11 protein-coding genes and 2 pseudogenes are annotated in these 14,395 nt (G+C 67.8%); 7 read left to right on the top strand and 6 right to left on the bottom strand.

Going from position 1 to position 14,395, the window contains the following annotated elements; all coding sequences use genetic code 11:
* Positions 1-1,123: 1,123 nt before the first annotated feature.
* On the bottom strand, positions 1,124-2,050 hold the full coding sequence (locus AMO33_RS31470) for a hypothetical protein (protein WP_139337617.1): 927 nt from the start codon (positions 2,048-2,050) through the stop codon (positions 1,124-1,126).
* A 213-nt stretch (positions 2,051-2,263) separates the two neighbouring features.
* Positions 2,264-2,998 (bottom strand): IS5/IS1182 family transposase, encoded by a 735-nt coding sequence (locus AMO33_RS12820; protein ID WP_062954307.1) that lies wholly within the window; start codon positions 2,996-2,998, stop codon positions 2,264-2,266.
* 460 nt (positions 2,999-3,458) lie between these two features.
* On the opposite strand from AMO33_RS12820, the pseudogene AMO33_RS32575 reads away from it, so the two are divergent.
* The 4 genes and pseudogenes from AMO33_RS32575 to AMO33_RS12805 form a co-directional block, all read left to right on the top strand.
* Positions 3,459-4,307, top strand: a pseudogene (locus AMO33_RS32575) (cupin domain-containing protein); the annotation flags it as partial.
* A gap of 141 nt (positions 4,308-4,448) precedes the next feature.
* Positions 4,449-4,958, top strand: coding sequence for a fumarylacetoacetate hydrolase family protein (locus tag AMO33_RS32230; protein WP_179946649.1), 510 nt, complete (start codon positions 4,449-4,451; stop codon positions 4,956-4,958).
* The gene (locus AMO33_RS32225; RefSeq protein ID WP_179946645.1) at positions 4,945-5,196 is read left to right on the top strand and encodes a hypothetical protein; all 252 of its coding nucleotides are present in this window, start codon (positions 4,945-4,947) and stop codon (positions 5,194-5,196) included. The genes AMO33_RS32230 and AMO33_RS32225 overlap by 14 nt, the downstream gene beginning before the upstream one ends.
* A gap of 285 nt (positions 5,197-5,481) precedes the next feature.
* Entirely contained in the window at positions 5,482-6,996 is a 1,515-nt protein-coding gene (locus tag AMO33_RS12805; RefSeq protein WP_240327511.1) for an aldehyde dehydrogenase family protein, read from the top strand.
* A gap of 44 nt (positions 6,997-7,040) precedes the next feature.
* Here AMO33_RS12805 and AMO33_RS12800 read toward each other — a convergent pair whose 3' ends face one another.
* Both AMO33_RS12800 and AMO33_RS12795 read right to left on the bottom strand, forming a co-directional pair.
* The gene (locus AMO33_RS12800; protein ID WP_082668652.1) at positions 7,041-7,493 is read right to left on the bottom strand and encodes an IclR family transcriptional regulator; all 453 of its coding nucleotides are present in this window, start codon (positions 7,491-7,493) and stop codon (positions 7,041-7,043) included.
* A gap of 56 nt (positions 7,494-7,549) precedes the next feature.
* On the bottom strand, positions 7,550-8,257 hold the full coding sequence (locus AMO33_RS12795; RefSeq protein ID WP_060592745.1) for a TetR/AcrR family transcriptional regulator: 708 nt from the start codon (positions 8,255-8,257) through the stop codon (positions 7,550-7,552).
* A gap of 74 nt (positions 8,258-8,331) precedes the next feature.
* On the opposite strand from AMO33_RS12795, the pseudogene AMO33_RS12790 reads away from it, so the two are divergent.
* The 3 genes and pseudogenes from AMO33_RS12790 (at position 8,332) to AMO33_RS12780 (ending at position 10,835) form a co-directional block, all read left to right on the top strand.
* Positions 8,332-9,089, top strand: a pseudogene (locus AMO33_RS12790) (SDR family oxidoreductase).
* Between the two features lie 118 nt (positions 9,090-9,207).
* The gene (locus tag AMO33_RS12785; RefSeq protein WP_060592744.1) at positions 9,208-9,543 is read left to right on the top strand and encodes a nuclear transport factor 2 family protein; all 336 of its coding nucleotides are present in this window, start codon (positions 9,208-9,210) and stop codon (positions 9,541-9,543) included.
* Entirely contained in the window at positions 9,540-10,835 is a 1,296-nt protein-coding gene (locus AMO33_RS12780) for a low temperature requirement protein A (RefSeq protein ID WP_240327500.1), read from the top strand. The genes AMO33_RS12785 and AMO33_RS12780 overlap by 4 nt, the downstream gene beginning before the upstream one ends.
* Before the next feature lie 827 nt (positions 10,836-11,662).
* Here AMO33_RS12780 and AMO33_RS12775 read toward each other — a convergent pair.
* Positions 11,663-12,697 (bottom strand): PQQ-dependent sugar dehydrogenase, encoded by a 1,035-nt coding sequence (locus AMO33_RS12775; RefSeq protein ID WP_076574182.1) that lies wholly within the window; start codon positions 12,695-12,697, stop codon positions 11,663-11,665.
* A gap of 333 nt (positions 12,698-13,030) precedes the next feature.
* Positions 13,031-14,218 carry a lipase family protein gene (locus AMO33_RS12770; protein ID WP_060592742.1) on the bottom strand — a complete coding sequence of 396 codons (1,188 nt, stop codon included), beginning with the start codon at positions 14,216-14,218 and terminating at the stop codon, positions 13,031-13,033.
* Positions 14,219-14,395: the final 177 nt, after the last annotated feature.

Below are 14,395 nucleotides of genomic sequence, written 5' to 3'. Positions count from 1 at the left end.
GTGGGGTTGTCATTGCCGCCCTTCGTCCTCGAGGGTTACCGGTGTCGTCCTCGGAAGGGCGGCCGGGGCCACCCGTCGACCTGGCATGGTCGTCTGGATGAGGGCGCACTAGTCGACTATAGGTGACCCGTGTCCGGGTGGCCTAACGCGATCGACGGGAGCCTGCTATGGGCGGGTGCAAGGTGGTCGGTCCGTGTGGCATCAACGATCATTGCTTTGATCAGACTGCCTGGGGCATTCGTTTTGTCCCGAACTCTGAGTGCCATCGGGTGGGGTTCTCCGAGAGCATTGCCCTGCTCGAATGCTCGGGGCGACGCGTGTCCATCCGGTCGGCGACTGTCCGGGCGGAGGCGATGCTTTTGTATCTGATGGGTGTGAGCTAGGCCGTCCTTCTCGCCCCAGTCCGGCAGATTGAGCATCATCGGGTTAGGGTACTGGCACCACCGGACGCAGCTCCGTATGTGGAGGGCTTCGACGGTCGCCTGGTCTGTCTTCGAGACAGACAGGTCGCGCGAGGTGATTCCGGTCCAGGCCTCGTAGACGAACAAGATGGTATGGGAGCGAGTCGGTATTCTGGTCCGCCGCCGGTTCGAGCGCGGCGTACCGAGGCATCGAAGCTGGATCAGCTCGATTTTCGTCTAAGCAGGAGGGTGCCCAGTTCGGCGACTCGGCGGCCTGCTGGGTGCGGTACGGAAAAGCGACTGCGGGACCGGCGCCGACGGGCTGGATCGATCTGCGGTGTATGAGATGTGACGGGGGCCAGAGGCTTACGTTCAGTTGCTGTCGAGCTGCGGCTACATTTCTACCCGGGAATCCGGCCTTGTGGATAACTGAGCGGGTGGGCTGGTTGTCAGCCTTGGCCGGTCAAAGAAGCTGGCCGAGCGGGCGATTCAGGGGGTAGGATCTGAAATGACGGTGATCTATTGGTCCGCGTAGCGGCGACAAGGTGCGAGCTCGGGCGATCATGTTCGCCACCTCGGGCTGATTGGCGTCCTGCGCCAGGCTCACGTCGGTGCTGCGTGACTTCGGGCGGATCAGCGCCAATGCGGTCACCACCCGGGCGGTCGCCGACGCCGCTGTAATCCAGCCGCTGGCCTGTACCGGCTTTTGGTGACAAGGAGGGCTACTGGACGCAGAGGTCGAGTACGGCTTCAGCCGGTTCTTGGCCGCCAAGCAGCAGGTCGGTCCCGATCCGCAGGGTCCGGTCAAGGAACTGCGCAACGGCTGGGACATCGTGATCGAGTTCGCGCTGGTCAACCCGGCCCCGTCCAGGCTGATGTTCGGCGAACGCACCCGGTCCAGCGTTATCTTCCGGATCGGTCATGAAATCACCATGGACCGAATCCCGCGCGTCGCGGCCGCAGGCCACTTGCGCATGGAGGAGGGCCTCGCGGCCCAGAATGTCCACCGCGAGCGGCGCTGTCCTGACCTGGCTGTCCTTGCCCGAGCCTGCGAGACCCGCACTCCTCGTCGTATTGCGCGAATCGGTTATCACTACCGTCACCACCCAGGAACCCGCTGTGCAGGAACCTGGGCCTGCGGGCACTGCCCGTGCTCTGCGCGCAGCGCTGCCCGGCCAGGAAAGCCCCCAGAAATGCCGAACAGCACCTCCTGACGGAATGGCTCCGGCGATTGCCCATATAACCGATCGGTCAATGGGCACGGGCGCGCCGGCGGGCCCCTCGAGCTCGGCGGCGTCGCCGCTCAAGTGAGGGCCGAAGCTCGGATACTCTCGGCTACGACTCGAGCAGTGCTTGCGCGAGTTCGACGGGGCGGGTGATATTTTGGCCTCGTGACTGCCGGGCGTTTCGATGATGGGAACGTCGCCGAGGCGCTGAGGGAGGCACGGCATGAAGCCCCACTCGTCTGGGGGCAGTGAGACATCCTCGGTGGTGATCGCGTAGCTGGCGGGCACGCCCGGCGCGGCCGGAACGGGTTCGGTCAGGTACTGCATGGGCTGGGGTGCAAGGAGGCTGTGGACTAGCTTCTGTACGTTCTCATCAGCGTCCTGCATGAAGGCGTTGGAGAAGATCTCGAGGGGGAGTACCACGCTGTTGTTCCCCGATGTGCCGCCCGGCCGGTGAACGCCTCCCGGTAGGTCGGCGGGACCTCCTCGATGAGCGGTACACCGTTGTTCGGGACGAACGCACGCCAATAGATGAGCTTCCGGAGCCTGGTGGCGAACCGTGGCGCTGCGCCGGTGAGCGGCTAAGGGTTGTCCCGTAAGTCCGACCCGGCGATGACGACCTGCCCCTGGCTGGGGTCAGCGGGCGTGGGCGAGGTTGGCCAGGGTGGCGACTCCGGCCATCGCGACAGCGACACCGTTGCCACGTAGACGGCAGTCCCGCAGGATCTTCCAGGTCTTCATCCGGGAGAAGGTGTGCTCGACACGAGCACGGACCTTGCGATGGGAGGCGTTGTGGGCCTGTTTCCACTCCGGTAGGTCCCGGCCCGGGACACGGCGGTGCGGGATGATCGCGCTCGTGCCCTGGTAGCCGCCATCGGCGATCACCACCGCGTTGCGGCAGGCATGGGCCGCGCCTGACTCGCCGTAGGCGCGGCAATCGTTGCGGTTGCCCGGCAGCGGCCGGCCGAGAGCGACGACGAGTTCGGTGTCGGCGTCGATGACGACCTGATGATTGGTCGAGTACCGGTAGTTCTTGCTGGGTGCAGCCACATCGTGGTCCCGGGTCGGGACCAGGGTGCCGTCCACGATCAACACCGCGCCATGCGGAAACCGGACACGGGGACGTAAACCCAGGGCCGGGCCGAGATCTTCGATCACTCTGGCCGCGGCGGACTTCGATACCCCGAACACCGCTGCCAGCTGCCGCATCGTGAGGTTGGTGCGCCAGTAGGTGGCCACCAGCAACACCCGGTCCTCGAAGCACAACCCCCAGGGCCGGCCCCGCAACGGCCGGTCGGCGCCCTCACGCCGCAACCGCGTGATCAGGCGGGCGAACTTGCGTGGCCGCAGCCCACTGAACAACTCCACCATCACCGGATCGGCCGCCGAGATCACCGCCACGGGAACACGATAACGGCTGGCGCTCAACAACTTACGGGACAGCCCTTAGCCGCCCCAGCTGTGTCCCACCAACGTCACGTCGCGCAGAATACACCGCGGGCGAACGTGCGGAGCGCACGAGATTCTGCGTGACGGAAACAGGAGCTGGCTCTGACGACAGCGAGTGGGGGCCGGTCAGTCGCCACACTTCACCGGCATTCTGACGTAATGGTCGAGGGCCTGCTCGGCCTCGAGCCAAGAGGGTCCAGCTCCTGCAGCCGGGCAGCACGAGGCCACAGCGTCGCCCGCAGCACCTATGAGCCGTTGACCCGCCGGTCGGTCGAGGCACGGTGCAGGTGCGCGGCGCCGCGGTCGACACGTCTCCTGAGGGCAGATTCTGGAGCACAGAATCATGTGTTCGGCAGTGTTGGCCAGGTGGGACGGTTTTCGCATGGCCCCCAGCGACTACCCCGTCCGGTTGCAGGCTGTGGCGGCACCGGACCAGCCCGATGTGACACCCGAGCTCGAGCAGCTCTACCGGGGTTTCGAGAAGCAGCGACTGGTGCCGCTCTGGACGGAGATGTCGGGCGCGGCGGCGAACGGCGCGCGATCACGCTGGCCAACCCCGGCCTCGATGGCCGACCATTCGCCACGCCGACGCTGTGGGCCGCGATCCAGTACCTTATGCCGGGCGAGGACGCGCCCGAGCACCGGCACATCCAACACGCGTTCCGATTCGTGGTCGAGGGATCCGGCGTGTGAACGGTCGTCGGCGGTCAGGCCGATGAACCGCGGCGGCTTCGTGCCCCAGGCCGGCTGGAACTGGCACGCGCACCACAACGCCACCGACCAACCGATGGCGCGGGTCGACGGGCTCGACATCCCGTTCCAGTATGTAAATGAGACGCAGTTCTTCGAGTTCGGCCGCGAGGAGATCAGCGACGGTGAGCGCATCACGCCCGAGCGCTGCCGTTCCGAGCGCCTCTGGGGCCATCCGGGACTGCGCCCGGTGGGCGTGGGCGAGCCGACGCCGGGGACACCGCTGCTGGCCTACAAGTGGGAGAACACCGACCGAGCCCTGGCCGACCAGCTCGCTGTGGAGCGTGAGGCCTTCGGCGGCACGGCCGAACCCGGACACGCGGCGGTCAGCTACACCTACCCGGCCACCGGACGTGACGTGCTGCCGACCATCCGTGCGGAGTTCCTCCCCGTGGTCCGTGGCGCCGAAACCGCGCCGGTGCGTGCAACCGGCTCGAGCGTCTATCAGGTGTTCGACGGCTCCGGCACCGTTACCGTCGGCGCCTACCTCGCGAACGGCGCTCCTGACGCGCCTGCTCGCGCCGCGATCGACCCGGTAGAGGGTCCGGACTTCGCCCCCGTCGTCCCCAGCCCGGCGAAAGTGCTCTGCGTCGGCCACTACCACACGAACCACATCAAGGAGATGGACCGTGAATTGCCGGCGTACCCGACGCTGTTCGTGAAGTTCGCCGACTCCCTCCTCGGCGCCCGGGACGACATCACCAAGCCGGCCGAGACCGCCGCGCTCGACCGGGAGGTCGAATTGATGGTGGTCATCTGCGCCGAGGTGCGCCGAGCGGGCGAGGCGGAGGTAGGCGCGGCGATCGCCGGCTTCACGATCATGAACGACATATCCTTGCGGGACTGGCAGTTCCGCACCACGGTGCCCGGCGCCGATACCACAGGCCGACCTGTCGACCTCTCCGAAGTAGTGGTGTACGTCGGTCCCCGTTGTCACTTCGTGCACTACGGGTGCGTGGGGGAGAGCTGCTCAACCAGGTCGCTGTCTTCGAGTCGCCCAAGGCGCGCGCCGGCGAGGAGAACTGAGGCACTCCGGACGACTGGACGCAGCCTTCGACGGCATGTGCACCGCCGTACGGGCGGGAACTCCGCACATGTAGCGAGACAGATGGTGGCGGATGTACGACCGTGATTCGATTTTGACCTGGGTCCACGGCCGGATCGCCCTGCTCGGCGACGCAGCGCACCCGCCGCTGCAGTACATGGCGCAGGGCGCGATCGTGGCGATCGAGGACGGTTGGGTACTCGCCGAGCATGTCGAGCGGTTGCGTTGGCACGATGGCGGACTGTGCTGGGCCGTGCTCGCGTCGTACCAGGCGGTCCGCCCGGAGCACTGCTGCCGGGTCGTGACGACCGCCCGCGTGGGGTGAGCTATGGCATCTCGACGGACTCGCCCGCGAGCAGCGCCACGCGCTACTGCGGGCCCGTGGTGTGCACGACCACACCTACACCGACTGGATCTACGGCCCGACGGCGCTGGTACCCGAGGACGAGCCGCCGATGTGCCCCGTGGTGCCGCTCAGCAGCGCGACGGCCACCCCGCGCACTTACCAATCTTCTGTGGTGGGGAAGGTTGTCGCGCGCGAATTCTGCACTGGGCCAAGGTAGGAGACAGCGCCGGCATCCGGCCGGGCGCCCTGCACGTGGAGGAAAAGATGAACCGATCGATGTCCGTCGCCGGCACCGGCACCCCCGCCCGCACCGTCCGGGCGGCCGAGATCGCCACCCTGGTGGAGCGTGACTGGCGACTTCTGATCGGCGGCGCGCTCGTGCCGGCCGAGGGCGGGGCTACGTTCACCGTGGGTGACCCCTTCACCCAGGAGTCGCTCGCCGAGGTCCCCGACGCATCGCTGGCAGACGTCGATCGCGCGGTCGCCGCTGCTGAGGCTGCATTGCCGGGCTGGCGGGCCACACCGGCGCTCGAACGGGCCGATCTGGTGCGCCGGTTGGCGGATCTCGTCGAGGAACACAGTGAGGAGCTTGCACTGCTCGACACGATCGACGCGGGCTCGCCGATCTCCAATTCCCGTTTCGACGTGGAGATCGCATTGAGCCAAATGCGAATGTATGCCGGGTTCGCACTCGAGATGAAGGGAGCGACCATCCCGGCAAGTGAGAACCTGCCTCTCACATTGCGGGAGCCGGTGGGGGTGGTCGCGAAGATCTTTCCCTACAACCACCCGCTCATGTTCGCGTGCCGGATTGCCGCGCCGCTGGTCGCCGGCAACCCGGTCGTGGCCAAGCCGCCGGAGGCAGCGCCGCTGTCGACTCTGCGGCTGGCCGAGCTGGCCAACGAGGTGTTCCCGCCAGGTGTGGTCAACGTCGTTGTCGGCAACGGGCCTGCAGTGCCGGACCGGCTGGTGCGGCACCCGGCGGTTCGCCGGATCGGGTTCATCGGCTCCGAGCCGACCGGCCGGGCGATCCAGCGCGCGGCGGCCGAGAGCGGGGTCAAGCACGTGACGCTGGAGCTCGGTGGCAAAAACGCGATGGTGGTCTTCGATGACGCTGACCTCGAGAAGGCTGCGGCCGGCGCGGTCGCCGGTATGAACTTCACCTGGTCCGGGCAGTCCTGCGGCTCCAACTCCCGGCTACTCGTGCATCGTTCGCTGCACGACCGGCTGGTGGACCGTGTCGTGGAGCTGGTCGAGGCGCGAACTGTCGGCGATCCGCTCGACGAGGGATCCGAGCAGGGCACCATGATCAACCGCACTCAGTTCGACAAGTCCATGTTGTACATCGATATGGCGCTGGCGGAGGGCGCAGTGGTCCGCACCGGGGGCGGACGTCCCAAGGGGCCAGAGTTCGAGGGATCGCTGTTCGTGGCGCCGACTGTGCTGGTCGATGTGGTGCATTCGGCGCGCGTCGCCCGCGAGGAAGTCTTCGGGCCGCTGCTCTCGGTCATCCCGTTCGACACCGAGGACGAGGCGGTCGCGATTGCCAACAGCGTCGAGTACGGCTTGACCGGCAGCGTCTGGACCAAGGACCTCGACCGCGCGGTGCGCGTCGCGCGCGCTCTGGAGGCCGGGTTCGTGTGGGTTAACGGTTCGAGTCAGCACTTCCTCAACGTGCCGTACGGAGGCGTGAAGGCCTCCGGCGTGGGCGGCAAGGAGGAGTGCCTGGAGGAACTGCTCTCCTACACCGAGGAGAAGGTCATCAACATCATGGTGTGATCGCTGTCGGCGGATCGGACGTGGCCGCACTGGGACTCTGAGCCTCAGAGTCCCAGTGCGGCCACGTCGGATTGAAGGTCGTGCTGGCTGGCCATGATCAGCTGGATCGACTCGGGTGCCAACAGCTCGGCGAAGCGCGCTGAGGGGGCTGAAATCGACATCGAGGCGATGGCGCGGCCGGTGTGGTCGCGCAGGGGCACCGCGACAGCGCTGACCCCTTTCTCGGTCTGCTGGTTGGTGGTCGCGAAGCCGTTGCGGCGGCAAGCCCTGATCTCACGCAGCAGTGCCGCGAGCTCGCGGTCGCTGAGCGCGTCGCCCAGTGCTGCGGCGCCCGGATTCTGGTAGAGCTGGCGGAGCGCGTCGTCGGGGAGGTCGGCGAGCAGGGCTTTGCCGCCGGCCGATGTGCTGGCTGGCAGCACCGCACCCATGCGCGAGACGATGCGCAGCGTCCGGTTCCCCTCTTGGCTCCACAGGAAGTGGATCTTGGCGTGGGACATGTGGCGGCGGCTGGCTGCGCGTCACGACGCGCTGCGGGCTGGCTGAATCGGGAGGACTATGCCGACTCGGTGTCGGTGAGCGTGGCGAGCCACTTGCGAAGCAGCGCCACCTCGGCCGAGCCGATCTCGTCCTCGGCGCCGGCCAAAACGTGCAGCAGCCGGCGAGCGAGGGCGGCCCGGCCGTCCCGCTCGACCGCCGGTGTGGCGGGCAGGCCGGTGATCGCCGCGATCGTAGCGTCGCGAACATGGTTGGCGAGGGCGAGATCCTGCTCGGCGGCGGTGATGAGGAAGAGCGTGACGCCAACGTTGGCGGCGAGTATGTGATCGGCGGCGACGCCAGCCGGGACCGCCAGTCGGCCTTGCCTCTCGGCGTCCTTGCAGAGCCGGAGCAGTGCCGCCTGCGGACCAGCGGCTGCCTCCGGCCGCCGGTGCGGGGTGACCTGGCCGTACATGAGCGCGTAGAAACCGGCGTGCTCGAGGCCGAAGCGCACGTGCGTGTCCCAGCCGCGGCGAATGTCCTCGATCGGGTCGCCGGTCGGCTCGGTCGCCTGCTTGAGCGCGAGGTAGCTCGCGAAGCCGTACTCGATGACCGCCGTGAGGAGGCCGTCCTTGCTGCCGAAGAAGTGGTACAGCGTCGGCAGCTTCACGCCGACCCGATCGCAGATCGCGCGCAACGGCACGTCCTGGCCGGGCGCATCGCTGATCAGCGACGCCGCGGCCTCCAGGAGCTCGCGTCGTGTATCGCTCTTGCGTTCTGCTGTCACATTGATATAGTAGCTCTCGAAGAGTGATACAGAAATCGTGTGTCGGTGAAATGGCAAGTCGGCGAAGGAGTCTCATGTCCGTCCCCGCCCTCGAAGGCAAGAACGTCCTCATCGCCGCAGGTGTAAAGAACCTCGGGGGCCTGATCAGCCGCCAGTTCGCCGAGGCAGGCGCCAACGTCGCCATCCACTACAACTCCGATCCCACCCGGCCGGCGGCCGAGGAGACGCTCGCCGCGGTCGAGGCCGCTGGCCGCAAGGGCGTACTGCTCACCGGCGATCTGACAAAAGTCGAGGTCGTCGAGCGGCTGTTCGCCGACGCCGCAGCGGCGTTGGGCCCGATCGATATCGCCGGTCAACACGGTCGGCAAGGTGCTGCGCAAGCCGATCATCGACACCACCGTGGCAGAGTACGACGAGATGTTCGACATCAACGGCAAGGCGGCGTACTTCCTTCCTGCGCGAAGCAGGTCGTCACGTGGCCGACAACGGTAAGGTGATCACCATCTTGACCTTGCTGCTGGCAGCGTTCACCGACGGCTACTCGACGTATGCCGGCGGCAAATCGCCCGTCGAGCACTTCACCCGGGCTGCTGCGAAGGAGTTCGCGGCGCGGGGGATCTCGGTGAACTCCATCGCACCCGGACCGATGGACACGCCCTTCTTCTACGGCCAGGAGACCCCGGGGCGGGTCGCGTTCCACAAGTCGCAGGCGATGGGCAACCAGCTCACCCAGATCGAGGACATCGCCCCGATCGTGCGGTTCCTGGCTACCGAAGGCCGGTGGATCACCGGCCAGACCATCTTCGCCAACGGCGGATACACCACCCGCTGAGCCCACCCGCCGGCGCAGCCGGCCGGCCGACGGCCTGGTCCATCGACTCTTCCGGCCCGGTGCCGGCGAGGACCCAGCTCGACTGCTTGCGCCATTCGCGAGCTAAGGAAGGAGAACCATGACCACGCAGATCCCCGAGCCTGTCGCCACCCTCATCACCGCCGTCAACAGCCATAATGAAGCGGCTTTTCTGGATTGCTTCACCGCCGACGGGTACGTCGACGATTGGGGTCGCGTCTTCCGCGGCCGGGAGGCGATTGACCGCTGGAGTCGCAAGGAGCTGATCGGCGCCGACGGCACGCTGACGGTGCAGTCGGTCACGACCACCGGCGACGGCGAGGTGGTCGTGGTCGGCGACTGGCGCAGCAACTACGCAAACGGTCTGAGCAGCTTCGCGTTCGCGCCGGCCGGTGACAAGGTCGCCTCGATGACCATCCGTGAGGCCCACGGGTGACCGAGGAACTGCGCGGCGACCGAGCGGCAGGGTCGACCGACCGAGGGCGGGGCGGCCACCGCGCCCGCCGGATGCTGGGGCGCGACCCGCACGAGACGCATCGGGTGGCGACGCCGCTGGAACTGCTGTTCGATCTGACATTCGTCGTCGCGTTCGGCACCGCCGCCAACGAACTGGCGCACGCACTGGCCGCGGACCATCTCTGGGCAGGGGGCGTTGCTTTCGGATTCGCCACCTTCGGGATCTCGTGGGCGTGGATCAACTTCACCTGGTTCGCCTCGGCCTTCGACACCGACGACTGGATCTACCGGCTGACCACCATGCTGCAGATGGTCGGGGTGCTGATCTTCGCCCTCGGGCTGCACCCGATGTTCATCTCGGTCTACGACCACGGCGAGACTCTCGACAACGACGTCATGGTTTGGGGCTACGTCGTGATGCGTGTGGCGATGATCTTCCAGTGGTGGCGCGCGGCCCGGCAGGACGAGAGCCGCCGTGTGGCTTGCCGCACCTACCTGCTCACCATCGCGATAGCCCAGGTGCTGTGGTGCATCTTGGCTCTCGTCGACCTGCCCGTGGGCACCACCTTCGCCCTCATGGTGATCCCGTTCCTCGTCGAGCTCGGAGGCCCGGCCTACGCCGAGCGCCACCGTGGCGGCACGCCCTGGCATCCCCACCACATTGCCGAGCGCTATGGATTGATGGTCATCATCTGCCTGGGCGAAGGCATGATCGGCACGATGGCCGCGATCAACATCCTCGCCGAGGGTGGCCTCACCTGGGAGATCGGTCTGTTCACGCTGGCGGGCACGGCGCTCACCTTCGGAATTTGGTGGTGCTACTTCGTGGTACCGACGGGTGAGATCCTGCACGTGCGACGCAAGCGCTCCTTTGGCTTCGGCTACGGCGCCATGGGGCTGTTCGGCAGCATCGTCGCCATCGGAGCCGGATTACATGTCGCGGCGTACTTCCTCGACCATCACTCGAAGCTGAGCCTGACCGCCACCGTAGTCACCGTGGTCGTCCCGGTTGCACTGTTCATCGCGTTCTTTTACGGCGGCTACTTCCTTCTGACCAGGGCCGTCGGCGCACTCCACGTGGTGCAGATCGGGATCACGGCGGTCACCCTTGTGGTGCCGGTGCTGATGGCGCAGGGCGACGTGGACCTCCCCTGGTGCCTCCTGGTGCTCTCTCTTGCGCCATGGGTCTCGGTGGTCGGCTACGAGACCGTCGGCTACCGGCGCAACGTCGAGGTAATCGAGGACGTGGCGACGGTCGATTCCCGGACCTGAGGCAATGTTCGGCTGCGAGGCGCGACCCAGGGGCGTCTGTCCGGTCGCGGTATTCACGACGCGGGACCTCGGTATCGGTCAGATACGTCAGTCAGCACCGACACTGTGAACCCCACCGATGCCGGCTCGAACCGCCTGGGCTCCAGGCCTTCGCGCCGCAGCGGCGTCGATGACCGCGACCGCGGTGTTCGATTCTACTCGCCTTCTACCGGCGCGAATCTGAGTCGGTGGCGGCGATGACTGCCGTGACCGTGGAGGTCGCGGCGGCACGCCGTCGTCGTGACGTGCTCTTCTCTTCGCGCTATCCCCGGACGGCATTATCCCGGCAATGGTGAAAAGACGCTTCGAATCACCATTACGACATCTACCGTCTGATCCCCACTTTCGCCCGCAGCTCACGCTGCTTCCCGGGACCAACGGCTCAACGCCTTCAACGAATTCGCGTGCCCCCCGACCCCATGAGTGTGGGCCTCGGCATACGCCCGAGCGGCGACGCTTTCCCAGCCAGTGCCGGTCGAGGTGGCGACCCGGTCATCGATTCCATCGAGATGTTCGCCGATGAAGCCGGCGAGCCCGACAGGCGGGCGACGATCTCTTCGAGGTGGTCGAGATCGACCGAAAATCCTGAGTTCATGGCAGATCAGAGCTCGATGCTCACAAGAGAGCCGCGCGGGCTACACCTATGTGCGATCCGAACGGTCCGCGCCGTCGTACGATATGCCGGCCCGCGGCGGGTAGGGGGCTTTTTCGTTGCCGCTCGCGGTTACTCGTCGGCCAGGCGCCGCCGCCGAGGAACGCTCTGCCGTGCACCTGGGGTCCGGCGAAACTCATTGTCCCGGAAACCGCAGGATTCGGTCGTCGCCGGAGCGGACGTCTCCGCGGCCGTCGGTGTTGGAGGTGGTGAGCCACAGTGCGCCGTCGGGGGCGAGGGTGACGGTGCGGAGACGGCCGTAGGTGCCGTCGAGGACGGCTCGGTCGTCGGTGAGGGTGTCGCCGGTGAGGGTGGCGGTCCAGAGGCGTTCGCCGCGGAGGGCGGCGGCGTAGAGGGTTCGGTCGGTGATGGCGATGCCGGAGGGGGAGGCTTCGTCGGTGGTCCAGGTGAGCAGGGGGTCGGTGTAGCCGTCGGCGGAGCCGCCTGCGCCTTCGACTTCGGGCCAGCCGTAGTCGGCGCCGGGGGTGATGAGGTTGATCTCGTCGTAGCGGTTCTGGCCGAATTCGGCGGCGAAGAGGCGGCCGGTGCTGTCCCAGGCGAGGCCTTGGACGTTGCGGTGGCCGCGGGAGTAGACGGGGGAGCCCGGGGTGGGGTTGCCGGGGGCGGGGGCGCCGTCGGGGGTCAGGCGCAGGATTTTGCCGTTGGGGGAGGCGGGGTCTTGGGCGAGGTCGGGTTCGCCCGCGTCGCCGGTGCCCACGTAGAGCAGGCCGTCGGGGCCGAAGGCGAGGCGGCCGCCGTTGTGGAAGGAGGCGTTGGCGATGCCGGTGAAGATCGGGTCGGCGGGGCCGTCGAGGCGGAAGCGGACGATGCGGTTGTCGTCGGCGGTGGTGAGGTAGGCGTAGACGTAGCCGTCGTCGGGGTAGCGGGGGGAGACGGCGAGGCCGAGCAGGCCGCCTTCGCCGCGGGCCGCGACGCCGGGGACGCGGTACACCTCCTCGGGCGTCCGGCCGGGTTCGATGCGCAGGATGCGGCCGGTGTCGCGTTCGGCGACCAGAGCGGTGCCGTCGGGGAGGAAGGCCAGGCCCCAGGGCACGTCGATATCCCGGGCGATCTCCGCCGCGGGGCCGAAGCCGGGGATCTCGGCGGGTGCGGGCGGTGCCGTGCGGGTCGCGTCGGGGATGGCCGGGTCGTCGGCGCACGCGGCGAGCATCAGCACGGCGGCGAGCAAGGCAGCGCCGCGGGCGAGTGGTGGTGTTCCTGTGCCGCGCGGGGAACGCTGCTCGGCGGGGGCACCTTGCCTGCGGCCTGGGCGGAACTGCTTGCGCGCGAAGGGGATTCGAACGGGTCGCGTTCGAAACGACAGGCTCGGCATGGCGGCTCCCTCGGTGCTAGCGACGTCGGGCGACTGTGCCCGAGCGGCTGCCGGGTTCACCGACCGAGCCTACCCCTGAACCATGACCAGGGCTTTTCCCCGAGCGTGGCCTGGTCGCCGCCGTCCGGCGAACGACGAACGGGGCGCCCGGAGACGCCCCGTTCACCGCCGTCAGCAGCTACTGGTCACCGGATCGCCCCGGAACCGCGCCTCCACGTAGTTCCAGGCGTCGACGAACCCCGCGACCGCCGCCGTCATGTGCTCGGCGATGTCGTAGGGCACCATCGTCACCGGTGCGCCCGCCTTGCAGTAGCGGTCGGCGGTTTCGGCGACGGGGTCGAAGGCGGTGAGGGTGTCGTAGCGGCCCTGCCAGATGTAGGTGGGGGCGGTGGGGACGCCGGGGAAGTAGCGCAAGCTGTTCTCGCGCAGCACTTCCCGCGCTGCGGGGCTGTCCATGAGGCTCTTGGACGCGGCCATCTGCTCGGCGCTGCGGAAGGCGCCGTGGAAGAGCAGGAAGCGGCGGCAGGCGTCGTGGGTGAATTCCCGGAACCAGAGGCCGTTCTCGTTGAGCTGGTCGGAGATCGGCAGGCGGTCGGGGTATTCGCGCTCGAGACCCATCGCGGCGGCGAAGGCGAGGCCGAAGCCGGGATGCGGGTCGAAGCCGAGGCTCAGCGCCATCTGCTCGAGGTCGGCGGGGATGCCGCCGGCCACGGCGGCGGCCAGCTTCAGGTCGGGCGCGTAGGTGGGTTGCAGCGCGGCGGCCCACGCGGTGGCCATGCCGCCGCCGGAGTAGCCGGCGATGGCGACCGGCGAGTCGGCGAGGCCGAGCTCGGCGACCTTCTGCACGGCCTTCACGCTGTCGAGGGTCACCATGCCGCTGAGCTTGGCGGCGCCGTAGGCGACGCTGGGGCCGAGGTAGTCGGGCAGCGAGATGGCCCAGCCGCGCCCGATGGGCAGCATGGCGCCGACGGCGTCCTGCAGTTCGCCGTTGAACAGCGAGCGCGACGGATTGCACCGGGAGCCCAGCGAATTGATCAGTGCCTGGTAGGAGACCAGCGGCGGGTTGTGCACGCCCGCGGGCAGCAGCACGGTGGTGATGCCCATGATCGCGTTGCCGCCGGAGTTGGTCGACCGGAAGGCCACCTGCCAGCCCTCGGTGCCGACGTAGGGGCCGGTGTCGATCTTGCGGGTGCGGACCACGTCACCGGGCTGGAAGGAGCCGATGTCGGCCGGTGCGGTGTAGAACGGGTCCGGATCGGGTTCGGGGTAGCGCGGTTCGGCCTGGGCGGGCGCGCCCACGACGCCGAGCGACAGGATGCTCAGCAGGACGATCAGGATGCGGGTCGAGAGTCTGGACACGGTCTTCTTTCACACATCAGGCAGCACCGAGGGTGGACCGGCAGAACACGATCTGCCCTCGGAGGACGAGTTGGCGAAACGGGCAACAGTGCGGTGGGATCCGCCCCGGGACTGCGCACCTCCTTCGCCGCGGTGGCTGCCCGGGGCCGTAGGCGACGGCACTGTCCGCGGCGAACA

Origin of the sequence: Nocardia farcinica (assembly GCF_001182745.1) — a bacterium.
In the GTDB taxonomy this organism is placed as follows: domain Bacteria; phylum Actinomycetota; class Actinomycetes; order Mycobacteriales; family Mycobacteriaceae; genus Nocardia; species Nocardia farcinica.
The sequence above is the reverse complement of the archived record's forward strand: the minus strand, read 5'-3'. Positions and strand labels throughout refer to the sequence as shown.